This is a genomic window from Marinobacterium profundum, from assembly GCF_001528745.1.
GTDB classification, from domain to species: domain Bacteria; phylum Pseudomonadota; class Gammaproteobacteria; order Pseudomonadales; family Balneatricaceae; genus Marinobacterium_A; species Marinobacterium_A profundum.
In genome coordinates, this window is the sequence record NZ_BCNS01000210.1 from 1 (window position 1) to 22,625 (window position 22,625).

At 56.4% G+C, this 22,625-nt stretch carries 20 protein-coding genes; 6 read left to right on the plus strand and 14 right to left on the minus strand.

Annotation, left to right across the window (positions count from 1 at the left end; translation table 11 throughout):
• Positions 1–163 precede the first annotated feature (163 nt).
• The 3 genes from MPRO_RS23510 to ampD all read right to left on the minus strand — a co-directional run bounded on the left by MPRO_RS23510 (position 164) and on the right by ampD (position 2,719).
• On the minus strand, positions 164–1,210 hold the full coding sequence (locus tag MPRO_RS23510; protein WP_067298751.1) for an ABC transporter ATP-binding protein: 1,047 nt from the start codon (positions 1,208–1,210) through the stop codon (positions 164–166).
• A 115-nt stretch (positions 1,211–1,325) separates the two neighbouring features.
• On the minus strand, positions 1,326–2,138 hold the full coding sequence (locus MPRO_RS23515; protein ID WP_067298752.1) for a hypothetical protein: 813 nt from the start codon (positions 2,136–2,138) through the stop codon (positions 1,326–1,328).
• Positions 2,135–2,719, minus strand: coding sequence for a 1,6-anhydro-N-acetylmuramyl-L-alanine amidase AmpD (gene ampD / locus MPRO_RS23520; RefSeq protein WP_067298753.1), 585 nt, complete (start codon positions 2,717–2,719; stop codon positions 2,135–2,137). The genes MPRO_RS23515 and ampD overlap by 4 nt, the downstream gene beginning before the upstream one ends.
• Before the next feature lie 336 nt (positions 2,720–3,055).
• On the opposite strand from ampD, the gene nadC reads away from it, so the two are divergent.
• Positions 3,056–3,895, plus strand: a complete 840-nt coding sequence (gene nadC, locus MPRO_RS23525; RefSeq protein ID WP_067298754.1) for a carboxylating nicotinate-nucleotide diphosphorylase — start codon at positions 3,056–3,058, stop codon at positions 3,893–3,895.
• Positions 3,896–4,088: 193 nt separating this feature from the next.
• Here nadC and MPRO_RS23530 read toward each other — a convergent pair whose 3' ends face one another.
• Positions 4,089–4,442 carry a hypothetical protein gene (locus MPRO_RS23530; RefSeq protein WP_158651927.1) on the minus strand — a complete coding sequence of 118 codons (354 nt, stop codon included), beginning with the start codon at positions 4,440–4,442 and terminating at the stop codon, positions 4,089–4,091.
• 371 nt (positions 4,443–4,813) lie between these two features.
• The gene (locus MPRO_RS26540; RefSeq protein WP_067298756.1) at positions 4,814–5,254 is read right to left on the minus strand and encodes a pilin; all 441 of its coding nucleotides are present in this window, start codon (positions 5,252–5,254) and stop codon (positions 4,814–4,816) included.
• Between the two features lie 330 nt (positions 5,255–5,584).
• Here MPRO_RS26540 and pilB point away from each other — a divergent pair, with 330 nt between their 5' ends.
• From pilB to yacG, 5 genes are all read left to right on the plus strand, one after another.
• Positions 5,585–7,294: a type IV-A pilus assembly ATPase PilB gene (pilB, locus tag MPRO_RS23540; protein WP_067298757.1), complete on the plus strand. Its 1,710-nt coding sequence runs from the start codon at positions 5,585–5,587 to the stop codon at positions 7,292–7,294.
• A gap of 24 nt (positions 7,295–7,318) precedes the next feature.
• A complete protein-coding gene (locus MPRO_RS23545) occupies positions 7,319–8,542 on the plus strand; it encodes a type II secretion system F family protein (RefSeq protein WP_067298758.1) in 1,224 nt (407 codons plus the stop codon).
• A gap of 99 nt (positions 8,543–8,641) precedes the next feature.
• Entirely contained in the window at positions 8,642–9,523 is an 882-nt protein-coding gene (locus MPRO_RS23550) for a prepilin peptidase (RefSeq protein ID WP_082709091.1), read from the plus strand.
• 38 nt (positions 9,524–9,561) lie between these two features.
• Positions 9,562–10,170, plus strand: a complete 609-nt coding sequence (gene coaE / locus MPRO_RS23555; RefSeq protein WP_067298759.1) for a dephospho-CoA kinase — start codon at positions 9,562–9,564, stop codon at positions 10,168–10,170.
• A complete protein-coding gene (gene yacG, locus MPRO_RS23560) occupies positions 10,167–10,409 on the plus strand; it encodes a DNA gyrase inhibitor YacG (RefSeq protein ID WP_067298760.1) in 243 nt (80 codons plus the stop codon). Before coaE ends, yacG begins: the two co-directional genes overlap by 4 nt.
• A gap of 34 nt (positions 10,410–10,443) precedes the next feature.
• Here the strand turns inward: yacG and MPRO_RS23565 are convergent, their stop codons facing one another.
• The 9 genes from MPRO_RS23565 to murC form a co-directional block, all read right to left on the minus strand.
• Positions 10,444–11,394, minus strand: coding sequence for a Nudix family hydrolase (locus MPRO_RS23565; protein ID WP_067298761.1), 951 nt, complete (start codon positions 11,392–11,394; stop codon positions 10,444–10,446).
• A gap of 68 nt (positions 11,395–11,462) precedes the next feature.
• Positions 11,463–12,677: a bifunctional glutamate N-acetyltransferase/amino-acid acetyltransferase ArgJ gene (argJ, locus tag MPRO_RS23570; RefSeq protein ID WP_067298762.1), complete on the minus strand. Its 1,215-nt coding sequence runs from the start codon at positions 12,675–12,677 to the stop codon at positions 11,463–11,465.
• Positions 12,678–12,751: 74 nt separating this feature from the next.
• Positions 12,752–15,517, minus strand: a complete 2,766-nt coding sequence (secA, locus tag MPRO_RS23575; protein ID WP_067298763.1) for a preprotein translocase subunit SecA — start codon at positions 15,515–15,517, stop codon at positions 12,752–12,754.
• 205 nt (positions 15,518–15,722) lie between these two features.
• A complete protein-coding gene (lpxC, locus tag MPRO_RS23580) occupies positions 15,723–16,637 on the minus strand; it encodes a UDP-3-O-acyl-N-acetylglucosamine deacetylase (RefSeq protein WP_067298764.1) in 915 nt (304 codons plus the stop codon).
• A 130-nt stretch (positions 16,638–16,767) separates the two neighbouring features.
• Positions 16,768–17,967, minus strand: a complete 1,200-nt coding sequence (gene ftsZ, locus MPRO_RS23585; protein ID WP_067298765.1) for a cell division protein FtsZ — start codon at positions 17,965–17,967, stop codon at positions 16,768–16,770.
• Between the two features lie 87 nt (positions 17,968–18,054).
• Positions 18,055–19,350, minus strand: a complete 1,296-nt coding sequence (gene ftsA, locus MPRO_RS23590) for a cell division protein FtsA (protein ID WP_067298766.1) — start codon at positions 19,348–19,350, stop codon at positions 18,055–18,057.
• Positions 19,351–19,354: 4 nt separating this feature from the next.
• Complete coding sequence (locus MPRO_RS23595) at positions 19,355–20,149, minus strand: cell division protein FtsQ/DivIB (RefSeq protein ID WP_245635195.1); 795 nt, start codon at positions 20,147–20,149, stop codon at positions 19,355–19,357.
• A gap of 5 nt (positions 20,150–20,154) precedes the next feature.
• On the minus strand, positions 20,155–21,114 hold the full coding sequence (locus MPRO_RS23600; protein WP_067298767.1) for a D-alanine--D-alanine ligase: 960 nt from the start codon (positions 21,112–21,114) through the stop codon (positions 20,155–20,157).
• Between the two features lie 13 nt (positions 21,115–21,127).
• Positions 21,128–22,558: a UDP-N-acetylmuramate--L-alanine ligase gene (gene murC, locus MPRO_RS23605; protein WP_067298768.1), complete on the minus strand. Its 1,431-nt coding sequence runs from the start codon at positions 22,556–22,558 to the stop codon at positions 21,128–21,130.
• Positions 22,559–22,625: the final 67 nt, after the last annotated feature.

The window sequence follows — 22,625 nt, forward strand, 5'->3', positions numbered from 1 at the left end:
GCCCCTTTTTCCGCCATCCTGCGTTGTTCGTTGTCGCCGTAGCCCCACTATGACTCCGCCTCACGCCTTGGCTGGCGAAAAAATGAGCGCGTTCTAAAGCGCCACCAAGAGTGCAACACTACACTAGCCCATTGGACTCTGGCGCCCGATTAAAGACCAACTATCACAAGTCAAAAAAGGCAATCGGGCGGTGCACTGAAACTTGTAGATGTATCTGCTCGTCCACCTCATAGTCCATTTTTTCACGCACCTCGGATTCGACCCGGCGCCCATTCGGCAATTCCAGCGTATACAGAGTCATCCCCCCCAGAAACTCCCGCGTCAGCACCCGCGCCTGCACTGTGCCTTCCGATGCCGGCCTTATGTCCGCCGGGCGGACAAACAGCTGTACCGCGCTGCCATGGGGTGAGCAGAAGGGTTCTGCGAACTCCAGCAGCCCAAGCTCTGTACGCACGCAGGTGGCGCTCTCGCATACGCCGTCAAACAGGCTACCCTTGCCAACGAAACCCGCCACCAATGGATTCACCGGCTCATAGTACAGCGTTTCGGCGCGCCCCCACTGCTGCAGCTCGCCGCCCGCAAGAATGCCCAGTTGATCGCTAATGGCAAAGGCCTCTTCCTGATCGTGAGTCACTACGATAGCCGCAATATTTTGATGCTTCAAAATATTGCGTACCTCCAGCGACAGCTGCTTGCGCAGCTCCGTATCGAGATTCGAAAAAGGCTCATCCATCAGCAGCAGTTGCGGCCGCGGCGCCAGGGCCCGGGCCAGAGCAACACGCTGCTGCTGCCCACCCGACAGTTCATGGGGGTAGCGCCTGGACAAGTCCGGCAACTGCACCAGTTCGAGCACTTCGGCGACGATGCGCGCCTTTTCCATGCGCGAAGCCGATACCAGCCCAAAACTGATATTTTCAAGCACATTGAGATGCGGAAAGAGTGCGTAGTCCTGAAACACCATACCCATCTGACGCTTTTCCGGCTCCAGCACATGGTCCGCTGTAGAAACCGACACACCGTCAATACGAATACAGCCCGTACGCAGACGATTAAAACCTGCCAGCGCCCGCAACACCGTCGTTTTGCCACAGCCACTGGGGCCTAGCAGACAGGCGATCTCGCCGGCAGCCACCTCGAAGGAAAGGTCCTTGACCACGACGTTGTCCTGATAGGCACAACTGACCGATTCAACTTCCAGCAACTGACTCATGCAAATCCATATTGGTTCGGGTTTCAAACAGGCTCAAGGCTCGCCGGCATGTCAAACACCGCCGAAAAACAAGGCACTACAATTTTTACCCGCAAATGATAAATGAAAACAATTCTCAATACAGCCTGATTTCGAGCCCGGCCATGGCAAGCGCTGCAATTACCAACACCCAAAGCACCAGAGCACGGGCTATCAAGCGCTGCAGCGCGTCCATTTCTTCGGAACCGCGCTGCGCCAGGCTGCCGGCAAGATCGCGGCTGCCCGCGTAATCGCCAACGGCACCCAGACCAACCCGGAACAGCCATAGAATATCATTGCGTCTGTGGGACAAGTGCGACAGTGCAAACCAGGCTCCATTGCCACTGCCCACCACGAAGAAACTGAAACCCAGCAGCCGAACCGGCAGCCACTGCACCCAGTAAGCGAGTGAGGCAGGCCTGATCGTTTCGAGCTGAGGCTGCACCAGCACGGCCAGCAATAGCCCGGGAATGCCCCCCAGCCAGAACCAGAATAGCGGCACAAAAAGCGTAAGTAACAGCTGCTGCAGGTAACACTGACAAATACGGTAATGCAGACGCAGCGGCCGCTCAGACCCTGTATGCTCGTGAAAACGGATTTGCTCTGCGGCATGGGCAGAAGCTGCTCTGAACTCGCCCCGAGCCCAGAGGGCTGCATACTCCTGCAACAGGTTGCCAGGCGTCGAACGCCCCAGCCAGTAGCTCAGTAACGCTGTTTCCAGCAGCAGTACCGGCAGACCATAGGCAAACTCCAGACTGAAAAATAACAGCGCCTCAAGACACAGAGACAGGAACAGCCAGACAATTACCCTATCCCGAGTGGAACCTGCGGCCGGCTGATAAGGCTGGCTATGAGGCCGGAACAACAACCGGCTGAGGAATAACGCGCACAGCAGTGCCAGAAACTTCATCGAAGTTCCCCTATCACCGACTGAGCGTCCAGCAATTGCGTCCGAAAACGAACCCAGTCAAATGCAGGCCCTGGATCTGTCTTGCGCCCGGGCGCTATATCGCAGTGCCCGACAATGCGTGCGTTCGTAAGCTGCAAAAAATTTTGCTGCAACTGCAGAGTGACCTGCACCAGAGATTCATACTGGGCATCGCTGTAGGGCTGATCGTCGGTGCCCTCCAGCTCGATACCGATAGAAAAGTCATTACAGTTCTCCAGGCCTTCAAAGCTGGATCGCCCGGCATGCCAGGCACGCTGATGTAACGACACAAACTGGATCAGGGCACCGCTGCGCTCGATCAGACAATGCGCTGACACCTCCAGCCCCTCAATACTTTTAAAGTACGGATGAGCCTGCCAGTCGAGCTGGTTACAGAAAAACTGCTCAACACAGCCTGTTCCAAACTGCCCCGGCGGCAGACTTATATTGTGTATGACCAGCAGCGACACTACGGCGCCTGCAGGGCGCGCATTGTGATTCGGGCTCGCCACAAAACGTGCATTCGAAAGCAGCCCTGTAGGCCGCGGCTGCGCAGTCGCCATCAATTACCCCTATTAGCATCATCTGGATTGGGCTAAAATTCTGCCTAGCAGTCTATCGGGCTTGGCCGATCGTAACGAGGGAAAGACCGATTTGCGGCAGTTTTTGAGCTCTTTTGAGGCGATAAATCGACAGGATAGTCGATTTAGACAGCGCTACCTGCCCACCGGACAAGCTACAGGGATCTAGCTTGTGAATAGTGGAGCGATAAAAGAGTACAAAAATGCCCTCTCTTTACCGGAGAGTATCGGCTTTTTCACAGTAGATCAGTGGCAAGTCTGACAGGCTGCTAGCTTAGCATCACTCGCCTTTTCATTGCTGTTGCAGATCAAACACCTATGCTGACCCAACAAGACCTGAAAAACACTATCCATCAAAGCGTTGCCCTGGCCCTGGCCGAAGATATCGGCGATGGCGATATCACCGCCTGCCTGATACCGGCAACTCAATCTGGCCACGCCCGTGTAATTACGCGACAGAATGCCGTTATCTGTGGCACCGACTGGGTTGATGAAGTATTTCGCCAGGTTGATCCAGCGGTGCAACTCATCTGGCATGTGCGCGATGGTGAAAGCGTTGAGGCCAACCAACTGCTGTTTGAAGCCAGGGGCGCGGCCCGCTCCCTGCTCACCGCCGAGCGTGCAGCACTGAATTTCCTGCAGACCCTGTCTGGTACCGCCACCATCAGCCGCCACTATGCAGACCTAGTGAAAGACACAGGCGTGCGCCTACTGGATACCCGCAAGACCCTTCCAGGCCTGCGCAAAGCGCAGAAATACGCCGTGACCTGCGGCGGCTGCTTTAACCACCGTATCGGTCTTTATGACGCCTTCCTGATCAAGGAAAATCATATTTTGGCCTGTGGCGGCATCTCCGCCGCCATTCAGACCGCGAAGCAGAATGAACCGGGCAAACTGGTTGAACTGGAAGTGGAAACCCTGGCGCAGCTCGAAGAAGCACTAAACGCCGGCGCCGATATAGTGATGCTGGATAACTTCAGTCTGGACGACATGTGCACCGCGGTAAAAACCACCGCAGGCAAAGCCAAACTGGAAGCATCAGGCGGCATTAGCGAAGAGACCCTCTACACCATCGCCGCAACGGGCGTGGATTACATCTCTATCGGCGCCCTGACCAAGCATTGCCAGGCAATTGATCTGTCGCTGCGGCTAGTTTAAACCGCCGACACTTTAAACTAGGCACACCGCATTTGATAATTTCAACATACAAAAAAGGGCCTGTTAAAAGCAGGCCCTCATTTTTACTTATATCGACTTAGATCAATTACAGCACCGTTCATCTAGACCGGCGTGCCCGATATCCACCGCAGCAATGTTCGAGCAACCATCAGTTATCACTCGAACTTGAAAATCACTCTGGCGACGGCTTGCACGAAGCCCTGCCAATCAGGGCCCAATTATCACTCTGCTGTATTTTTTGCAGGTCATAAATTTCAACTGCCGTACCGGTTATCCCCTGAGCATGCAGCAACTTGCACACATCCTGCGCAGCTGCATCCTGCGACTGAGTTTCAGGCATCATGCCCACCGCCAGTATGGCACCGTCTTGCCACCAGACTGGACGGGCAGGAAAGCGAGGATCCTTGGCCAGTTGCGCTTCCAACATAAGGCGAACGGACTCAGCCACGGGTTCAGCCTGCCGGTTAAGGTACAGGGTTACCCCGACAGATAACGCAATAAGGACAAGCAATATTACTCTTTTCATAACGACTGATTCTGAACTGAATTTGACAAGGAATACATTATACCTTGGTGGACAAGAGCGAGAGGGTGCGAGTAAAAAAAGACTGATACAGGAGTATCTAAGGGTCAAGTAAGACTTCCGAAAGACTTTTTGCGAATTAGGCTATGGGAAGGGGTACTGTCAATGCTCAAGTAGCCACGATCAAAAATATCGCTAAATATACGCGAAAAGGCTTATCTAGCCACGATACTAACTACTATACCAAAGCTCCAAAGCAGATTCATACAAGAGTCTACAATATCATAAAGATCAAAAAACCCCGGATCATTCCGGGGTTTTAGGCTGGGATAACACCCCAGTGCTCAACAGGCCAATCTTTATCAAATTAGGAATTAAATCTCACAGCCTGTAGGTGCATGAGCAGTTGTAATAGTTAGAACAGGCGTAGCACCCGAAGTAGCAGAAATTGTGCAGTCCCAGATAATCTCGCCATCGGTCGTAGTAGCATCAGGAACCAATGTAGCAGTGACATTACCCGTAGTTCTATCTTCACCAACCAGTGCAACGCCACTAGAAACAGTACCATCAATCACACAATTCGGAATCGAAACCCCATTATTGTCACAACTAAATATACCGTCAGTGTTGTAGCTCTCTGCCACTTTGATCTTCTGACCAGCTAATGATGCAACTGCGTTAGCAGCCTTGGAACGGATAGTATAATCCTGATATGCAGGCAACGCTATGGCTGCGAGTATCCCAATGATCGCTACCACGATCATCAATTCAATCAGGGTAAAACCCTTCTGCACTTTTTTGAACGATTTTTTCATTGTGCTTATCTCCAGCGAGTTTTCCATTTTGATCGATAGCCACGACCAAAGGCACTACCTATACCCCGGTCAATCGGTTACACGACCCATCCAGATTGACTCAAGCATCACAATAACCTGAGCTATTGCTTTGACCCGAGCTATCTTGAGCGTTTCCAAGCCCCAGATCACCGACAACCTACCATCAGACCGTATCATATCTGTTACAGTACAGTAATCTTGGAACAAGTATAGTCTGCATTTTCAAAGAGTCACGCAAGTGCTATGTTACATTCTGTTCGTGTTTAATAATGAACTGGTCAGCTAACCAGCAGGTTCTAGGGAGTCAAGGTGAACGCTTTTCAACCTCTCAGCGGTCTCGCCAAGCGACTGGTTAATGACGGTGTTTTTTCCGCCGAAGTGGCAGTAGACGCGCTTGCTCAGGCACGGGCCGCGCAAAAGCCCTTTATCAGCCATATAATAGAACAGCGCTTGGTGAGCGCCCACAGGGCGGCCTGCGCCGCATCCGATGAATTCGGTTTGCCACTGCTTGATCTCGATGTCATCACCCGTGAAGCTCTGCCCCAGGGCCTGGTGTCCGAAGCTCTCATTAGCAAGCATCATGCGCTGCCGCTGATGAAACGGGAAAATCGGCTTTTTATTGCCATCGCCGACCCCACCAATATTCAGGCGCTGGATGAGATTAAATTTCATACAGGTACTACAACCGAGGGCGTGATTGTCGAAGAAGACAAATTGCGCCGGCTGATTGATGCCTTTCTCGACAACCAGCACAGCGCGCTGGATGACATTAGTGATACCGATCTTGATCATCTTGATGTGGGTGACGGCCCGGAAGCCGATGTTGCCGAAACGGCAGAAGAAGCAGCCAACGACGCCCCCATCGTACGCTTTGTTAACAAGATTTTGCTGGATGCCATCAAGAATGGCGCCTCCGACATTCACTTTGAGCCCTACGAAAAAAACTACCGTATCCGCAGCCGCATTGATGGCATCCTGCAGGAAGTTGCCAAACCACCGGCCAATCTGGCACCGCGCCTGGCAGCACGCCTTAAGGTCATGTCCCGCATGGATATTTCCGAGCGCCGTATGCCCCAGGATGGCCGCATCAAGATGAAAATTTCAGCCAAGCGCTCCATCGACTTTCGCGTCAACAGCCTGCCGACCCTGTGGGGGGAAAAGATCGTCCTGCGTATTCTGGATCCCGCCAGCGCCAAGATGGGCGTCGATGCATTGGGTTTCGACCCTGACCAGAAGGAAATTTTCCAGGCAACGCTATCCAAACCCCAGGGCATGATCCTGGTCACAGGCCCCACCGGCAGTGGCAAGACGGTGACTCTCTACACCGGCCTGAATATTCTCAATGACGAAGAGCGCAACATCTCCACCGCCGAAGATCCGGTGGAGATCAATATGGAAGGCGTCAACCAGGTGCATGTAAACACCAAAGTTGGCCTCACCTTTGCCGAAGCGCTGCGTGCCTTTTTGCGCCAGGATCCCGATGTGGTCATGGTGGGTGAGATTCGCGACCTCGAAACGGCGGAGATCGGCATCAAGGCAGCCCAAACCGGTCACATGGTACTCTCTACCTTGCACACCAACAGCGCGCCCGAAACCCTGACACGTCTGCGTAACATGGGCGTACCTGCCTTCAACATCGCGACTTCAGTCTCTCTCATCATTGCCCAGCGCCTGGCGCGGCGACTCTGTGAATCCTGCAAGCGACCGGCGGATATTCCCCAAGCCGCCCTGCTGGAAGAGGGTTTTACCGCCGAGCAACTGGAAAAAATTACACTATTTGAAGCCAACCCCGAGGGCTGTTCCAAATGCAACCGGGGCTACAAAGGCCGAGTCGGGATTTACGAAATGATGCAGATGAGTACCGAAATTGCCAACGCCATCATGAACAACGGCAATTCACTCGATATTCTCCGTGTGGCACAGAGCCAGGGTTTTCGTACCCTGCGACTGTCCGGGCTAATCAAAGTTGCCAAAGGGCTTACCAGCCTGGAAGAAATGAACCGGGTTATCGTTACCTGAGCCTAAGTTAATACAGGGATTACCATGGCCACGAAAGAAGTCAAGCTGCAGACATTTGTCTGGCAGGGGCGAGACAAGAGCGGAAACCTAACGAAGGGCAAGCTCGATGCTGCCAATGTCGCCACCGCTCGCGCTCAGTTGCGTAGCCAGGGCATAAAACCGAAAAAGGTGGCTAAAGAAAGTATTTCGCTTTTCAGCAATCGCAGCAAAGCCATCAAAACGCTGGATATCGCATTCTTTACACGCCAGATAGCGACCATGCTAAGGTCTGGTGTGCCTTTGATACAGAGTCTTGAAATCGTTGCCGGCGGCTCCGAAAAAGACAAAATGAAAAAGATGCTCTATGACATTCGCAACGATGTCAGCGGCGGCTCGGATTTCTCCGCCGCACTATCCAAGTTCCCGATATTTTTTGATGATCTCTACTGCAACCTGGTCAAAGCAGGGGAACAGTCCGGCGCCCTGGATGCGATGCTGGATCGCATTGCTACCTACAAGGAGAAAGTTGAAGCCCTTAAAGCCAAGATTCGAAAAGCCATGACCTATCCAATCGCAGTTGTAGTGATTGGCATTATCGTTACCGCCATACTGCTGGTTAAAGTTGTTCCTGTTTTTGAAAGCGTGTTCTCCAGCTTTGGTGCTGACCTCCCCGTTTTTACCCGTTTTGTCGTCAACCTCTCCGACGTCGTGCAAAAGTGGTGGTTTGCGGTTATGCTCGCGGTAGCTGTAGCTGGCTTTCTTATCCAAAGTGTTCACCGAAAATCAGAAAAGTTTCGAGATTTTGTCGGTCGATCTGTACTTAAAATCCCGGTACTTGGATCAATACTTCACAAGGCTGCCATTGCCCGCTTCGCTCGCACACTGGCAACGACCTTCGCAGCCGGTGTACCCCTGGTTGAGGCACTCGATTCCGCCGCAGGCGCCGTAGGTAACGTGGTTTACCGCAACGCCGTCATCCAGATCCGTAATGGTGTTTCCACCGGCCAATCCCTGATGAACGCCGTACAAATGACCGATATTTTCCCCAACATGGCCATTCAGATGATCGGTATTGGTGAAGAGGCAGGCTCCCTTGAGGCTATGCTCGACAAGGTCGCAGCTTTTTACGAGCAGGAAGTCGATAATGCGGTAGACTCGCTTTCAAGCCTGATGGAACCAATGATAATGGCGGTGCTTGGCGTCCTGGTGGGTGGCCTGGTTATCGCGATGTATCTGCCCATATTCCAGCTGGGTAATGTTGTCGGTTAATAATAAGCCAGGTTTTGCTAGAGCTTAACCGTAAACCCGAAACTCTCCCGCCGTGCCTGCATCTGATGCCAGTCACTGCGGGCCGATCAGAATCCATTTATGCACATTGAGTTATTCGATACACAGGGACTGGGGGGACTTACGCTTCTCGGTACCACGTTCGCCTTCGTATTTTCACTGCTGGTCGGCAGCTTCCTCAATGTCGTTATCCATCGACTGCCCCTGATGATGGAACACGAATGGCAGGCCATGGCGGCAGGCGACGAATACAACGAGGAGGATGCAAACGGAAGCAGTTTCAACCTGGCGACACCGGCGTCTCGCTGCCCCCACTGCCAGCATCGTATCCGCTGGTATGAGAATATCCCGCTGATCAGCTATATGGCACTGCTGGGCAAATGCTCTGCCTGCTCAGCACCGATCTCGGTACGCTATCCTGTGGTCGAACTGCTGACTGCCCTGATCAGCACCTTTGTGATCTCCCACTTTGGCTATAATTCCGTCGGTTTCAGCCTGGTCGCACTGAGCTGGGCGCTGATCGCCCTGACCTTTATCGATATTGATCACCAACTACTGCCGGATCGCATCACACTGCCCCTGATCTGGCTGGGGCTGATCCTTAACAGCTTTACACTCTTCACAACGCTTGAGTCGGCCCTCTGGGGCGCCGTGATCGGCTACCTCTCACTCTGGTCCATCTACTGGCTGTTCAAGCTCATGACCGGCAAGGAAGGCATGGGCTATGGCGACTTCAAGCTGCTGGCGGCACTGGGTGCCTGGTGCGGCATAGAGCAGTTGCCATTGATCATCCTGGTGTCCTCAGTGGTGGGAATACTGCTGGCCATGGTGCTGATGCTGCTGCGCAAGCACCAGATTGCCAACCCCCTGCCCTTTGGGCCCTACCTCGCGATTGCTGGCTGGATTGCAATTATCTGGGGCCGCCCGATCACCGAAGCCTATCTGCAACTGTTCAGGTTCTAAGCAATGAACACCACTGAGCACAACAGGAAGCACCAGTCATGTTTGTTGCAGGCCTGACCGGCGGCATTGGCAGCGGTAAAAGCGCTGTCGCCAGGCTGATTCAGGAGCAGGGTATTGTCGCGGTTGATGCCGACCAGGTAGCGCGGGATGTAGTTGCACCTGGGGAGCCAGCTCTGGCGCAGATCGCCAAGCGGTTTGGCGCTGAGATACTGCAGTCCGATGGCGCGCTGAATCGCGCCGCCTTGCGCCAAATCGTCTTTGCCACACCGGATGCACGCCTCTGGCTCGAAACCCTGCTTCATCCACTGATTCGCCAGCGCATACAGGCATCGCTTCAGGCCGCGACATCAGCCTATAGCCTGCTGATGTCGCCACTGTTGCTGGAAACAGATCAGCACAAACTAGTGGATTACATAGTAGTGGTGGACGTTCCGGAAGAAATCCAGCTGCAGCGCGCCACCGAGCGGGACCGGAACAGCACGGATCAGATTAGGCGCATTATGGCGGCGCAAATGGACCGCAAAACCAGGCTTGCCAGAGCCGACAGCATCATCGACAATTCAGGCAACCTTCAATCCCTGCGCGCCGCCACACTGCAACTCCACCGAACCTTGCTGCAGCGCGCGCAAGACGCGAGAGATTCATGACAATTAGCCAGCCAAAAACCAGCAGCAAGACAAAGACCATCAAATGCCCGCAATGCGGCAAGCCCAGTGTCTGGAGCCCCGAAAACAGTTTCCGGCCGTTTTGCAGCGAACGTTGCAAGCTGATTGATCTTGGCACTTGGGCCAATGAAGAATACCGCATCCCCACCGCGCCATCGGAAGACGACTACAGCACCGGTATGGACGATGACGAGCGCCCGCATACACCGACACGTCACTAAATCTGACTTAGCACTCGCCGGCGTGCAGCTGACGTCAGCCCCACCATTCGCTGATAGCCGCCACGCCCTGAGCGCCCTGTGCCCAGGCATCATGTAGATCGCCCTCGCCCATTCCGCCCAATGCATAGACCGGCAAGGTCGCCTCGCCACACAGATCGGCAAAGCCCTGCCAGCCCAGCGGCTGGGTGTCGGGGTGCGAGCTCGTGCGCGCCACTGGTGACAGGGTAACAAAATCCAGCTGTAGCTCAGCGGCACGCGCAAGTTCTGTGGCATCGTGACAGGACGTACTGAGCCACTGACCCTGAAATTCTTCACGCCCACCCAATTGCACCAGACGATGGCGGTTCAGATGCAACGCCTTGGCACCAAGGCGATTAGCCAGCGCCAGATCGCAATTTACGCCAAGCGTAGCCCCTGCGGCATCACAGAGCGGCAGCAGCTGCCGATACAGCTCACAGAAATCCGCCTCCGCCAGTTCAGGCGCCCGCAGCATAATCCAGCGCAGCCCGCGGGCCAGCGCCTGCTCAGTACGAGCCAGATAGTCGGCAGTATCCGCTGCAACACCGGTAATCAGCATGCGCGTCGGCAGCCGGGCAGCCGCGACTATGGGCCTGTTAGCAGCCGGAAAACGGTAGTCGGACAACTGCTCTGCACAGACCCAGCGCACCGGCTGACCTTCGCGACCATGAGCCTCACCGTCAAACTGATCCACCACAAAGACATCAAGCAGCACTGACTTATCAGCATAGTGGTGCGGTATCTGAATCAACGGCCGGGCGCTGAGTACTTGAATACCGAGCTCCTCGTGCAGCTCGCGACCCAGCGCATCACGTACCGGCTCCCCTGCCTCAACCTTGCCACCAGGGAACTCCCAGAGCCCGCCCTGATGTTTGTCGTCGGGTCGCCGGGCCAGCAGGATACGCTGATCCCCATCCAGAATCACCGCCGCAGCGACGTGAATCAGACGTGGTTCTGTTTTGCTCATGCAGGGGGCCTTCGATATCTACCCCCGCCAGAGTACCCAGGACAGGCACGCTGACGCGGGTTGGTCAGTTAGCTACGGTAGTCCGCATTGATGCGCACGTATTCTTCAGAAAAGTCCGTAGTCCAGACAGTTTCCGTCGCCTCGCCACGAGCCAGCAGCACGCGAATCAGGATATTTTCCTGCTGCATGACACGCTGCCCGGCAGCTTCGGTATAGCCCGGAGAGCGGCCACCATTCTCGACGATGCAGACATCGCCCAAGTAGAGGCGCAGCGCATCCAGATCAAGGTTTTCGATACCTGCACGACCGACGGCCGCCAGAATGCGACCCCAGTTAGGGTCGCTGGCAAAAAGTGCTGTTTTCACCAGCGGCGAATGGGCAATGGTATAGGCGGTCTGCAGCGCTTCGGCGCTGCTACGCGCACCTTCCACCTGCACAGTGACAAACTTGGTCGCACCCTCGCCATCACGCACTATGGCATGGGACAACTCCAGCAGAACTGACTCTACTGCTGCGGTGAACTGTGCCAAAAGATCAGAATTTTGCTCATCGACCACCACGCCACTCTGACCGGTCGCGACCAGCATGCAGCTGTCATTGGTCGAAGTATCACCATCAATGGTGATGCGGTTAAACGATTTGTCCGCCGCAACGCCAAGGATGCGCTGCAGCAGTGGCGCGGCAACGGCGGCATCAGTCCCTATATAAGCCAGCATGGTGGCCATGTTCGGCATAATCATGCCGGCACCCTTGGATATACCGGTCAGGGTTACGGTCTTGCCACCAAATTCGAACTGGCTCGAGGCTGCCTTGGGACGGGTATCAGTGGTCATGATACCGCTTGCAGCATCTTCCCAACCATTTTCATCCAGTGCCGCCAGGGCTGCCGGCAACGCTTTCTCGATCTTCTCGACCGGCAGCTTTTCGCCAATCACACCGGTGGAAAACGGCAGAATACGCTCGATCGGCAGAGATACCAGCTGTGCCAGTGCTTCACAGCAGCGGGTTGCATCCCGCATGCCTTCGCTGCCAGTACCGGCATTGGCATTGCCGGTATTGGTCAGCAGATAGCGCGGAGCACTAGCAAGATGGCGCTTGGCGATCTGCACCGGTGCTGCGCAAAAGGCATTAAGGGTAAAGACACCTGCGACAGTGGCGCCCTCGCACAGCTCCATCAGTACCAGATCCTTGCGGCCGGGTTTCTTGATGCCCGCCGAAGCGATGCCAATACGCATGCCCTTAACGGGATGCAATGGGGGTAAAGTTCCGGGACCTACAGCCATAACCACCTAATCCTCAATAGACGCCAGACAGGCAGTACCGGAAACCTTTTTCTACCGGCACTGCCTGCGGGTGCTTAGCTCAATTGACCGTGACACTGCTTGAATTTTTTGCCTGAACCACAGGGGCAGGGATCATTGCGCCCAACCTTGGGCGCTTCGCGTACAAAGGTTTCAACCTGGGCAGGATCTTCTACCTCAGCATCTGCTTCACCCGTGTCGGCCGGCTGCGGTGCATCTTCCTGCATGGCGTTGCTCGAAGCGTGCTGATAGTTCATCTGCTGGTTCTGTGCCTGTTCGCGACGCTGTTGTTCAACCACATCCACTTCTTCAGGCTGACGCACCTGTACATGACTCAGCACCTTGATCAGGTCGCGCTTGATATGCTCAAGCAGCTCCGTGAACAGCTGGAAGGCTTCGCGCTTGTACTCCTGTTTGGGGTTCTTCTGGGCGTAACCGCGCAGATGTATGCCTTGCCGCAGCTGATCCATAGTCTGCAAATGCTCTTTCCACAGCGTATCCAGTACCTGCAGCATGACCTGCTTCTCGAAGGTACGCATACCCTCGGCACCGACCAGAGCTTCCTTCTGCGCATAGCTTTCGCTGACGGCGGTCATGATTTTCTCGCGCAGGCCGTCTTCGTGCAAACCATCGTCTTCATCCAGCCACTGCTGCAACGGCAGCGCCACGGCGAACTCGGCTTGCAGGGACTTCTCCAGCCCCTCGACATCCCACTGCTCAGCCAGGCTTTGCGGTGCTATATATTCGCTGATGGCACCCTCAACCACTTCAGCCCGTACCTCGGCCACGATATCGGAGATATCATCACTGGCCATCAGTTCGTTGCGCTGACGGTAAACCACGCTGCGCTGATCATTCGCCACATCGTCATATTCCAGCAGCGATTTGCGGATATCGAAGTTGCGGCCTTCCACCTTGCGCTGCGCCTTCTCGATGGCATTACTGACCATCTTGTGCTCGATTGCCTCACCGCGCTCCATGCCCAGTGCCAACATGAACTGACGCACGCGCTCGGAGGCGAAGATGCGCATCAGGTCATCTTCCAGTGACAGGAAGAAGCGCGACGAACCCGGATCACCCTGGCGACCGGCACGGCCACGCAGCTGGTTATCGATACGGCGCGATTCATGCCGCTCAGTACCCAGAATATGCAGACCACCGGCCGCAACCACCTGGTCGTGACGCGCCTGCCATGCAACCTTGACCGCCGCCAGCTCTTCCTCTGTCGGATTGTCCAGACCGGCGATTTCCGCATCCAGCTTGCCACCGAGCATGATATCTGTACCACGACCGGCCATGTTGGTGGCGATAGTCACAGCACCAGGGCGACCGGCATCGGCGATGATGCCCGCCTCCATAACGTGGTTTTTGGCGTTAAGTACGCTGTGCTTTAGGTTCTGCTTGTTAAGCAGGGCCGAGATCAGTTCGGAGGACTCGATCGAGGCCGTACCCACCAGCACTGGCTGGCCCTTTTCCTGGCAGGACTTGATTTCCTCGATGATGGCTTCGTACTTTTCTTCCATGGTCAGGAAGACGATATCGTTCTGATCCAGACGCGACACAGCGCGATTGGTCGGAATTACAACCACATCCAGACCATAAATCTGATTCAGCTCGAAGGCTTCGGTATCGGCGGTGCCGGTCATGCCGGACAGTTTGCCGTACAGGCGGAAATAATTCTGGAAGGTCGTGGATGCCAGGGTCTGGCTTTCAAGCTGAACCTGAACGCCTTCCTTGGCCTCAACCGCCTGGTGCAGGCCCTCGGACCAGCGTCGCCCGGGCATGATGCGGCCGGTGTGCTCGTCGACGATCACCACCTGATTGTCCTGCACTATGTAATCGATATCGCGCTGGAACAGGTTGTGCGCTCGCAGTGCTGCCAGCACATGGTGCAGCAAGCTCAGGTTGCCAGGTGCGTAGAGGCTCTCGCCTTCACCCAGCAGCTTGTTGCTGACAAGAATGTCTTCCACCAGCTGATGACCGGCTTCAGTCATCTCAACCGTGCGATTCTTTTCATCAACGACAAAGTGTTCATTGATGACCTGAGTATCGTCCTTGGGATCGATCTCGCCTTCGAAGCGCTTAAGCTCGGGTATCAGGGTATTGATCGTACGGTACATTGCCGAGCTGTCTTCGGCAGGGCCGGAAATAATCAGCGGGGTACGGGCTTCGTCGATCAGGATGGAGTCGACTTCATCGACCACGGCGAAGTTGAAGTCGCGCTGCGCCTTGTCGGCCAGACTGAAGGCCATGTTGTCGCGCAGGTAGTCAAAGCCGAATTCGTTGTTGGTGCCATAGGTAATGTCACACGCGTAGGCATCGCGCTTGGTCTGCTGATCCTGCCCCGACATCACCACACCAACACTCAGACCGAGCCCCTCATACAGCGGACGCATCCAGTCGGCATCACGCCGCGCCAGATAATCGTTGACCGTAACCACGTGCACGCCTTTGCCACTGAGCGCATTGAGGTACACCGCCAGGGTTGCCACCAGCGTCTTGCCCTCACCGGTGCGCATTTCGGCCACCTTGCCCTCATGCAGCGCAACACCACCAACCATCTGCACGTCGAAGTGACGCAGGCCGAGGGTACGCTTCGAAACTTCCCGCACCACGGCAAATGCCTGCGGCAGTATCTGCTCCAGGCTTTCGCCCTGCTCCAGCCGCTGACGAAAAACGACGGTCAGGTCCCGCAGGGCCTCGTCGCTGAGCGGTTCCATTTCGGGCTCAAAAGCGTTGATCTGTTCGACGGTCTTGCCCATACGCTTGAGTTCCCGGTCGTTCTTGCTCCCGAAAACCTTCTTCAATAGTGATGTCAGCATAATCCGAATTTCAACCAGTTGAATACAAAGACTTTTACGCGCGTGCCACGAAAAACGACTCGACATTCTACCCATATTGGGGCGCCGAGTAGAATTTTAAACGTAATTATTTTGCGGCAGTGCAGAAAAGCCGCCGTCTGAAAGCAGTCAGGCCGGGCAAAAGCCCGGCCTGACTGAGTGCAGCCCGATGTAAAAACCGCCCTGATCAGACCGCCTGCGCCGCCTTGGCGTAGGCGATCGGCGCCTGGGCGTCGTCGTCCTCAAAGGTGACGATTTCCCAGGCATCCTGATTTTCCAGCAACTTGCGCACCAGCATGTTATTCAGATAGTGACCCGATTTGTGGCCCACAAATTCACCTATCAGACTCTTGCCCAGCAGATACAGATCACCCACCGCATCCAGAATCTTGTGTTTGACGAATTCATCGTCATAGCGCAGGCCTTCGCTATTTAGAATACGGTGATCATCCACCACTATCGCATTGTCGAAGCTGCCACCCAAGGCCAGATTCTTCGAGCGCAGGTACTCGATATCGCGCATAAAACCGAAAGTACGGGCCCGGCTCACCTCGCGCACAAAACTGGTCGTGGAAAAATCCAGACAGGCCTCCATGTTACGATCGCTGAAGGCCGGGTGGTCGAATTCGATGGTAAAACCGACCTTGAAGCCATCAAAGGGTTTGAAAGTGGCTACCTTGTCGTCGGCGCTAAAACTGATCTCGCGCTTGATACGGATAAACTGCTTGGGCGCATCCTGCTCCACAATACCGGCGGACTGAATCAGGAACACGAAGGGCGCGGCACTGCCATCCATGATCGGCACTTCTTCCGAACTCAGCTCAACACAGGCGTTATCGATACCCAGGCCTGCCAGAGCCGACATCAGGTGCTCGACGGTCGCAACCCGCGCGCCGCCAAAGGACAGGTTACTCGACAGCGTGGTATCCACCACCAGGTCCGCACGGGCCTCGATTTCGACCACAGGATCCAGGTCGACACGGCGGAACAGGATGCCGGTATCCACCGCGGCAGGTTTGAGCGTCAGGTACACCTTCTCCCCGGTGTGCAGCCCGATCCCCGTCGCCTTGATGCTGGTCTTCAAAGTACGCTGTCTGATCATGCTTGTAGCCACACCCGGTTCCGCCCGCAGAGGCGGCGAATAGTAACAAAGGTGAGTTGAACGAGGCAAACCAGCGCCGGCCGGCATGGCCCGGCACGCCCACCCCATTTACTCACCCCGGTAGCCCGCATCAGTCTGCCTGGCGGCGCAGAAAGGTCGGGATATCCAGCGCGCCATATTCAGACTGCGCATTATTGCCACCCTGGCGCAGCGATCCACGGGGCGACTCGGCATCGGTCGGCACAGTGGGCTCATCCAGCATGGCTTCCTGGCGCTTGCGACGCAGTACTGTCGGCAGCTCGATTTCGCGCATATCCAGGGCGCCATCGGGCTTGTAGTTACTGTTGCTGCTAACTACCCGAATTTCTTCGGGACGCTTGTCCAGCCCGGTCGCAACCACGGTAACCTTGAGGTCGTCCTTCATTTCCGGATCTATAACAGTACCCACCACTATGGTGGCGTTATCGGAAGCGTATTCCTCAACGATGTTACCCACTTCGGTAAATTCACCCAGGCTCAGATCCAGACCCGCGGTGATATTGACCAGAATGCCGCTGGCACCCTTGAGGTCCACATCTTCCAGCAACGGGCTCTTGATGGCAGCTTCCGCTGCCAGGGTTGCACGGTCCTCACCGCGGGCAATACCCGTACCCATCATCGCCATACCCATTTCGGACATAACAGTGCGCACGTCGGCGAAATCGACGTTGATCATGCCGGGGCGGGTAATCAGATCTGCAATACCCTGCACAGCGCCCTTTAAGACATCATTCGCCGTGTTGAAGGCGTTCAGCAGGCTGCAGTTGCGACCCAGCACCTGCATCAGCTTCTCATTGGGAATGATGATCAGGGAGTCCACCGAATCACGCAGTTCACGAATGCCATCTTCAGCAATCTTCATGCGCTTTTTGCCTTCGAACGGGAACGGCTTGGTCACGACCGCCACGGTCAAAATGCCCAGTTCACGCGCCACTTCGGCAACGATTGGCGCCGCACCTGTGCCTGTACCACCGCCCATGCCGGCGGTAATAAACACCATGTCGGCGCCACGAATCATTTCGGCGATCCGCTCGCGGTCTTCGATGGCAGCCTGACGGCCGACATCCGGATTGGCTCCGGCGCCCAGCCCCTTGGTCAGTTCATTGCCAATCTGCAGTACCGAGCGCGCAGCAGAGTTGCTTAACGCCTGGGCATCAGTATTGGCACAGATAAACTCAACACCTTCAACGTCGCTGTTCAGCATGTGGTGAACGGCATTACCGCCGCCACCGCCCACACCAACAACCTTGATTATTGCGCTTTGTGGTACGTTATCGAGTAATTCAAACATATCCCCTTCCTCCGTTATAGCGCCTGCCTACTACATTCCGGCACCGTCAAATACTAATAAATTGTCCAATCGAGGCCGCCTGGCGCCTCAAAAATTTCCCTGAAACCATGTTTTCATGCGACCCAGCACCGAACCCACGCTCGGCAGTTCGGGTATCTGCATCTGGCGACGCCGCGCCGGCAGTTCCTGCATGGAACTGCGGGCCGACAATGCCGGTAACTTGTTGGTCGGCGCCTGGTACTGGTGTTCCTGACGGGCATAGTGCAACAGGCCGGTGCCCGTGGCGTAAATCGGGTTTTTCAGCACGTCCTCCATACCGAAAACTCCACTGGGTACTGCCAGACGTACCGGCATATGGAAAATTTCCTCCGCCAGCTCCACTGCACCTTCCATCTTGGCGCTACCGCCTGTCAGCACCAGGCCTGCCGCCACCAGATCTTCAAAACCGCTGCGACGCAGCTCGCTCTGAATCAGCGAAAAAAGCTCGTCATAACGCGGCTCCACCACCTCTGCCAGCGCCTGACGGGACAGATCCCGTGCCGGGCGATCCCCCACGCTTGGCACCTTGATGGTTTCATTCACGCCCGCCAGCTGGGCCAGGGCGCAGGCGTACTTGATCTTGATCTGCTCGGCGTGCGGCGTCGGGGTACGCAGTGCCATGGCGATGTCATTGGTCACCTGATCACCGGCAATCGGAATCACTGCGGTATGCCGTATGGCGCCGCCGATAAAGATGGCGATATCCGTGGTACCACCGCCGATGTCCACCATGCAGACACCCAGTTCCTTCTCGTCGTCGGTTAGCACCGCATAGCTCGAGGCGAGCTGTTCGAGTACCACATGGTCAACTTCAAGCCCGCAGCGACGGATACACTTCTCGATATTCTGCACCGCATTGATGGCGCCGCTGACCAGATGCACCCGCGCTTCCAGCCGCACGCCGGACATGCCCAACGGCTCGCGAATGCCTTCCTGGTTATCGATCAGGTACTCCTGAGGCAGAATATGCAGGATCTTCTGATCCGCCGGAATCGCCACCGCCCGCGCCGCATCAATCACCCGCTCCAGGTCGTGTTCGGTCACTTCCCGATCCTTGACCGCGACTATGCCGTGGGAGTTCATGCTGCTGATATGGCTGCCTGCAATCCCTACGGTCACCGAGTGAACCTTGCAGCCGGCCATCAGTTCCGCTTCTTCTACCGCCCGCTGGATAGAGCTGACGGTGGATTCAATGTTAACCACCACGCCACGCTTGAGACCGCGGGAGGGCTGGGAGCCGACACCGATAATTTCAATGCGCCCTTCCGGGCCGACTTCGCCCACCAGGCAAACCACCTTGGAGGTGCCAATATCGAGCACCACGATCATGTTGCTGTCGGACATAGTTCTAACCCGCTTTTTCGTCTGTATCCGGTTTGGGCCGCCATTTGACCGCCACACCGTTGGTATACCGAATATCTACCTGTTCGATCTGCGTCGCGTGCTCCGCAAGCCCCTGACGGTAGATCTGAATAAATCGTGCCAACCGCTCGGTCACCCGTTCACGGCCGACCACCACCCGCATGCCGTTGTCCAGCTCCAGCGTCCAGGCGCCCCGCGCCTCCAGCGACAGACCACTGAGCTTCAGCCCGGCGCTCTGGAACATGCGGTTAAGGTCATGAAACTGTGCCATCACCCGACCAGTATCGCTGGCGGGCCCGTTGAGTCGCGGCAGTGACACGTACTCCGGTTTCAGCTCGGGCCAGAAAATATCGCCCTCGTGATTCAGCAGCCCCTTGTCACCCCAGCGCGCCACCGGCACTTCCTCGTCAATACGCACCTCTATCGCTGGCGGCCAGTCACGTCGCACTTTGGCACCGCGCACCCAGGGCTCCTCCAGCAGCCGCTCCTGCAGCCGGGAAAGATCCAGCTGCAGCAGCGGTGCATTCAGCCCCGCCGCCAGACGCTGAGCCAGCTCCGTCTTGTTCAGATGACGCGCATCGCCTAGCACCCGCACCTCGGTTACCGGCTTGTCCAGCCAGCGCCACACCTGCTGCGCCAGCGCCGTGCACAGACCGGCAAAGATCACCAGCGACACCAGCACCAGTATCGATCGCAGCAGTCCGCGCTTGGCACCGGCAGACACCCGGAGCACCTGAGCATCCGGCACCGCACTGTGCGATGCCTGCCGCCCCTGCATCATCGCTGTCACTCAGCGCCCCGCAGTATCCGCACCACCAGCTCCTCAAAACAGATACCAGCCCGCTGTGCCGCCATGGGTACCAGGCTATGATCGGTCATGCCAGGAGCCGTGTTCACCTCTAGCAGATGAAACTGACCCGCTGCATCCTGCATCACGTCGATGCGGCCCCAGCCGCGACAACCGATCACCGCGAAAGCCTCGCAGGCCAGCGCGGCCAGAGCCTTGCTCTGAACCTCATCCAGACCGTGTTCAAACAGGTAACGGGTGTCATTAGCCTGATACTTGGCGTCGTAGTCATAAAACTCGTGCGGCGTTTCGAGACGGATCACCGGCAGCGCAGCACCCTCCAGCACTGCCACCGTGAACTCCGCGCCGGTCAGCCACTGTTCGGCGATAACACTGTTGTCGTAACGCAGCGCTTCGCCCAGGGCGCTTTCAAACTGCGCCCGGTCACGCACCTTGCTCATGCCAAGACTCGAACCTTCGTGGGCCGGCTTCACCATCACCGGGTAGCCGAGGCGACTTTCGGCCTCATCCAGCATCTGGGCCGAGGACAGCACCGCAAAGGGTGCCGTCGGCAAACCCGCACCAACAAACAGCTGCTTGCTGCGCAGCTTGTCCATGCCCAGCGCCGAAGCTTCAACGCCACTGCCGGTATAGGCAATGCCGAGCATTTCCAGCACGCCCTGGATCACGCCATCTTCGCCGCCGCGCCCGTGCAGAATCAGAAAGGCCCGATCAATGGGCTGGGCCTGCAGCTGGGTCACGGGACAGAAATCCTGACTTTCGCCGTATAGATCGATACCAAAGGCATCGACGCCGGCGCGACCCAGAGCAGCCAGCACCGCGGCGCCGCTTTTCAGCGACACCGCACGCTCAGCTGAGTTGCCTCCCATGATGACCGCCACCCGCCCAAGCTCTGCGGCCTCGGCGGCGGAAATCTGAAAATCGGCAGCGTTTGCCATAGTGTTTCCCCCGTCAGTCATGGGTCAGGCTCAGTGATTTGAGTTCATGCGCCAGGGCGGTGATGTTGCCAGCACCCTGGGTCAGCAACAGATCGCCGGGACGCAGAATATCGCGCAGCACCTCGGCCACCTGCTCGCTGTTTTCGATATATACCGGATCGACGCGGCCGCGCTGGCGGATGCTGCGGCACAGGCTACGGCTGTCGGCACCGGGCACGGGTTCTTCGCCGGCGGCGTAAACTTCCATCAGCAACAGGGTGTCGACCTCGGTTAACACCTGCACAAAGTCTTCATACAGATCCCGTGTACGGCTGTAGCGGTGCGGCTGATAGATCATTACCAGTCTGCGGTCCGGCCAGCCGTCACGCACGGCGCGGATGGTGGCCTGCACTTCGCGCGGGTGGTGACCGTAGTCATCCACCAGCATGGCACTTCCACCATTGACCGGCACATCGCCCAGAACCTGAAAACGACGACCAACACCCTCGAACTGCTCCAGCGCCCGGCAGATGGCGGCATCACCGATACCCTCGTCTGTCGCCACGGCGATAGTCGCCAGTGCGTTCAGCACATTGTGCCGGCCCGGCATATTCAGGCTGATTTCAAGCTCGGCATGACCTTCCGGACGCTGGACGCGAAAGCGCGTGCACATGCCATTCTGACGTACATCGAAGGCGCGATAGTCGGCATCGTCATTGAAACCGTAGGTCAGCATGGGCCGACCGATTTCGGGAATGATGTCGCGCACCACCTCGTCATCCGTGCACACCACCGCCAGTCCGTAGAACGGCAGGTTATGCAGAAAATCGACAAAGGTTTTTTTCAGTCGATTGAAGTCGCCTTCATAGGTATCCATGTGGTCGGCGTCGATATTGGTGACAATGGCCACCATGGGCTGCAGATGCAAAAAGGACGCATCGCTTTCGTCGGCTTCGGCCACCAGATAGCGGCTTCCGCCCATCTTGGCATTGGTGCCAGCACTGTTAAGACGGCCACCTATAACAAAGGTCGGATCCAATCCGCCTTCGGCCAGCACCGAGGCAATCAGGCTGGTGGTGGTAGTCTTGCCATGGGTGCCGGCCACGGCGATGCCATGGCGATAGCGCATCAGCTCTGCCAGCATTTCGGCACGGGGAATCACCGGCACCCGGCGTTCGCGCGCCGCTATGACTTCGGGGTTCTGCTCGTTCACCGCGGTAGATGTCACCACCACGTCGGCCAGTTCAACATGTTCTGCGGCATGGCCGATAAAGACCCCCGCGCCCAGGGATTCGAGCCGCTGCGTCGTGGCAGACGGCCGAATATCGGAACCAGTGACGGCATAGCCCTGGTTCAGCAGCACTTCGGCAATGCCACACATGCCCACACCGCCGATACCGACAAAGTGGATGCTGCGGATACGCCGCATTTCGGGTACTTCAAACACTGTCGGACTCTTGTGCATCTGGTTACTCACTTTCAAACACTGTCAGGCTTTTGCGCATTAAATGACTCACTTCTCGATGTCCTGA